This window comes from Chamaesiphon sp. OTE_8_metabat_110, assembly GCF_031382685.1.
Taxonomy (GTDB): domain Bacteria; phylum Cyanobacteriota; class Cyanobacteriia; order Cyanobacteriales; family Chamaesiphonaceae; genus Chamaesiphon.
In genome coordinates, this window is record NZ_JANMZA010000016.1 from 1 (window position 1) to 4,397 (window position 4,397).

Here is a 4,397-nt window from a genome sequence, read left to right on the forward strand (position 1 = left end):
CGCTCTACAGCCGGGGTTTCGATCGGTGTGAAACCATAACTCTCATACACCCGCCGAATTGTATCCATCAAGTGTTGTTCGAGGCGCTTTTCTCCAGGTAAAAATTCAGGAAAGCCGCTGGGAGTGGAAAAGTTAATTTTATCCATGAGATGGGAGATGGGAGTGAATAGTGGATAGTGGATAGTGGATAGTGGATAGTGGATAGTGGATATTATTATAATTTTTGGTTGGCGTCTGTTTCGATCGTGTGGTTAGTTGAGCATTTAGCTAACAGGTAAAGAACTTCAGTCCCAACTCCCAACTCCCAACTCCCAACTCCCATCTCCCACTCTCATGGATAAAATCAATTTCTCCACTCCCAGCGGTTTTCCTGAATTTTTACCTGGAGAAAAGCGCCTCGAACAACACCTAATGGATACAATTCGGCGGGTGTATGAGAGTTATGGTTTCACGCCGATCGAAACCCCGGCTGTAGAGCGGCTAGAAGTCCTTCAGGCGAAGGGAAACCAGGGTGATAATATCATTTACGGTTTGCAGCCAATGCTCCCCCCCAATCGCCAAGCAGAGCGAGATGAAGCTGGCAAGGGCGATACCGGATCGGAAGCTCGTGCGCTGAAGTTCGATCAAACCGTACCACTGGCTGCTTATATCGCCCGTCACCTCAACGATCTCCAGTTTCCTTTTGCGAGATATCAGATGGATCTAGTCTTTCGCGGCGAAAGGGCAAAAGATGGACGTTATCGTCAATTTAGACAATGCGATATCGATGTTGTCGGACGCAAAGAACTGAGTCTGCTGTATGACGCTCAAATGCCCGCGATCATCGCCGAAATTTTCAGTCAGCTCAACATCGGTGATTTCCTAATTCGGATCAATAATCGCAAAGTATTAACTGGCTTTTTTGATTCGTTGGGTGTATCACCCGATCGCATTAAAATCTGTATTAATATTATCGACACCCTCGAAAAAGTCGGCGTTGCTAAGGTACTCGCAGGTTTAGCAACTCAAGGATTGTCACCCGAACAATCCCAACAGGTTATCGATTTTATCAAGATCGAAGGTAATGTCGATGGAGTCCTCACTACTCTCAATGACTTTGCCACCAAACTACCCGATGCCGATCGATTTAAACTAGGTATTGAAGAATTAACTACCGTAATTAATGGTGTTCGAGATCTGGGCGTACCCGCTAATTGCTATTGCATCGATCTCTCGATCGCGCGAGGCTTAGACTACTACACAGGCACCGTTTATGAAACTACCCTAATCGGACATGAAGCCCTCGGGAGTATCTGTTCTGGCGGTCGATATGAAGAATTAGTCGGCACATTCATCGGCGAAAGTATGCCCGGAGTCGGCATTTCCATTGGTTTAACTCGCCTAATTTATCGCTTACTAAAAGCTAATATCTTACAACCATTAGCAGCAACGCCCACTCAAGTAATGGTCTTAAATCTTCAAGCAGATTTGATGCCAGTTTACCTCCAAGTATCTCAACAACTGCGCCAAGCTGGTATCAAAGTCGCCACCGCATTTGATAAACGTCCGCTGAAGAAACAATTTGCGCTAGCAGATAAACAAGGGATAACTTTTTGTGTCGTTATTGGCGAAGAGGAGGCTGCAAATCAGCAGTGTATCTTGAAAAATATGACTAATGGCGAGCAAGTTGTGGTCTCGATCGAGGATTTAGCCACTGAAGTGAAACAGCGATTGGGTTGATTGGATAGTTACTTCTAATGGTTTAATTCAGTAATCGGCTAGGCTATAACTCCCAAACATACTCTGGATCGTCAAGTGCTGCTTGTACTATAGAAAGATTGCTAAGATCGTGGAAGGGACTAGATTTAGCCAAATCGACAATCGCGTTTAGTGCTAACCCAAGCTGTTGATTATCATCAGATGACATCGCTCGATCGATTTTTTGAAAAAGTGATTGAAAGTTTTTGGCACGTTCGTCAAATGAACGATCGAGATAATTAATTAAGAAATCGCGTTTTGCCTGAATTTCAGCAAGAGTGATATTCTCCCAAGCCTCGATTTCACTGCGTTTAGTTTTTTCTTCTTCAGTGATTTTCAAGTACTCAGTCCAAGCTTGAACAACATCGTTCAAGCATTGAGCTGGATTATTAAATCCTTCCATACCATATCTGAAATCAATCGAGTATTTTACATTCGCCATGTTGGTTCTCAGATATTACGGTACTTTGCTGTCAACATTGCTGTTGCCTGATTTAAATTGCCTTTATTATCTAGTACTGGAATTTTCAGAATTTCGGCTAATGCCTTAATTAGAAGTGCAACTTGTTGAAACTTGACTGCATCTCTATCTCTCTCAAAAGGTTTTGACTCTAGCTCTCCTAGACCGTCGATAGCCTGATTGTTTAATGTCTTCACAAGATCTTTTAGCTCTCGAATCCGTGTTTGTACTTGTTCGAGAAGATCCTCGAAGACATCAAGTTTTGCAATCTCGGTATTGGCTTCTGCTTTGTAAAGACGCGCCTTCGTTAAAGCTTTTTCTCCTTGTCCTCCTAAAACAAAACCACCCATCATTAAAGCTGGTGCTATTGCAATTCCACCTAGCACGATAGATCCCAATGCCATCCCACCACCTCCTGTAGCTAGAGAACCTCCGCCAAGCCATGCCAAAGTGGCATTCCAAGCCGCAGCACCGCTAAGCCCACCAATTGCTGTTCCCGTGCTGGCTGTACCAAAAAGTCCCACAAGTGCTACTGTACCTTGACTCGCCGCAGCAGCAGATCCAAGAGCTTTGAAACCACCTTTGACAAAATTCTGTGCCTCTAATGCTGATGTTTTATATTCGTGGATTTGCTGAGGCGAAACCCCTTCTAATCCCTCTAAAAAATCCAAATTGCTCTGCGAAGCCTGTTGACCGATTCGTTCGATAAAGGCCACTAAACGACCAATGGTTTCAATTTTGACTTGGATTTGAAGCTGACCATACTCTTCTGCCAATTTCTGAGTCACTTGGAACGTGCGCTCAACCGACTTCTGCTTCTGTTCATACCTTTTTTGAGCTGCTTTTCCGATTTTCTTGGCTTCATCCATTTTGGAAACGCCCTCTGCTCCTGCTGCGACTCCTACACCAGCAGTAATCAAAGCAACAGCACCGAGAATAATTGGAATAATGAAAATCATGATTAATCTCTTAGCTAAAAAGGATATGCTTTTCCGAACAAACCTATACTGTTTATTTCAGGTAATTTCCACAAATATAGCAATAGAAAACGTAATGTGCCCTCAGTAAATACTCGGATGTCGCAGGGTATATGACTATTTATTTAGTCTGGCAATCGATCTAAATGCTAAAAAGCCCACACTAAAATTTTAAGTTTAGTGTGGGCTTTTTTAATTTATAAGTAAATTACGCAATCGCTGCCATTGTGACATCATTGGTAGCAAGTAAATCCTGAAGTTCTTCCGAATCAACAGTTTCCTTATCAACCAACATGTTTGCTAGTTTGTCTAAGACATGCTTGTTGCCGAGTAAGACAGCCTTCGCACGCTTGTAAGCTTCTGCTACTAATTGGCTGACTTCATCATCAACAATTGCCGCAGTTTCTTCGGAGAAGTCCCGTTCGGAGGCGATATCGCGACCGAGGAACATATTCCCTTGTTGACGACCGAGGGCGACGGGGCCGAGCTTCTCGCTCATCCCGTACCGCATTACCATTTGACGGGCAACGCGAGCGACTTGTTGAAGGTCATTGGAAGCACCAGTAGTGACTTCTTCTTCACCGAAGATGATTTCTTCGGCAATCCGACCGCCGAGAGCGACAGCCATTTGGTTTTGGAGGTAGGAACGGCTGTATAGCCCGGATTCCATCCGATCTTCGCTCGGCGTAAACCAAGTTAGACCGCCAGCATTACCACGGGGGATGATGCTGATCTTTTGTACGGGGTCGTAGTCGGGCATTAAGGCACCAACGAGAGCATGACCAGCTTCATGATAAGCAACTAACACTTTGCGCTTCTCGCTCATTACGCGGTCTTTCTTTTCTGGGCCTGCTAACACACGATCGATCGCGTCGTTGACTTCATCCATCGAGATTTCAGTCAAGCTACGACGAGCGGCGAGAATTGCGGACTCATTCAAGAGGTTGGCTAAGTCTGCGCCTGTGAAACCAGGAGTCCGGCGGGAAATGCGTTCGAGATCGACATCTTTAGCAAGTGTTTTACCACGAGCGTGAACGTTGAGGATTTCGAGGCGACCAGCGTAGTCAGGACGATCGACAACTACTTGACGATCGAAACGACCTGGGCGTAGAAGTGCGGAGTCGAGTACATCGGGACGGTTGGTAGCGGCGATGATAATAATCCCCGTATTGCCTTCAAATCCGTCCATCTCGGTCAGTAATTGGTTGAGGGTCTGTTCCCGC

3 protein-coding genes and 2 pseudogenes are annotated in these 4,397 nt (G+C 45.1%); 1 reads left to right on the forward strand and 4 read right to left on the reverse strand.

Features of this window, described 5'->3' with window-relative positions; translation table 11 throughout:
- Window positions 1-146 (reverse strand): annotated as a pseudogene (locus RMO52_RS24580) (histidine--tRNA ligase); the annotation flags it as partial.
- 187 nt (window positions 147-333) lie between these two features.
- Here RMO52_RS24580 and hisS point away from each other — a divergent pair.
- Window positions 334-1,719: a histidine--tRNA ligase gene (gene hisS, locus RMO52_RS00495; RefSeq protein WP_310410035.1), complete on the forward strand. Its 1,386-nt coding sequence runs from the start codon at window positions 334-336 to the stop codon at window positions 1,717-1,719.
- A 43-nt stretch (window positions 1,720-1,762) separates the two neighbouring features.
- On the opposite strand, the gene RMO52_RS00500 is transcribed toward hisS, so the two are convergent.
- The 3 genes and pseudogenes from RMO52_RS00500 to ftsH3 form a co-directional block, all read right to left on the reverse strand.
- Window positions 1,763-2,110 carry a hypothetical protein gene (locus RMO52_RS00500; RefSeq protein ID WP_310410036.1) on the reverse strand — a complete coding sequence of 116 codons (348 nt, stop codon included), beginning with the start codon at window positions 2,108-2,110 and terminating at the stop codon, window positions 1,763-1,765.
- 77 nt (window positions 2,111-2,187) lie between these two features.
- Complete coding sequence (locus tag RMO52_RS00505) at window positions 2,188-3,156, reverse strand: hypothetical protein (protein WP_310410038.1); 969 nt, start codon at window positions 3,154-3,156, stop codon at window positions 2,188-2,190.
- 226 nt (window positions 3,157-3,382) lie between these two features.
- A pseudogene (ftsH3, locus tag RMO52_RS00510) lies at window positions 3,383-4,397 on the reverse strand (ATP-dependent zinc metalloprotease FtsH3); the annotation flags it as partial.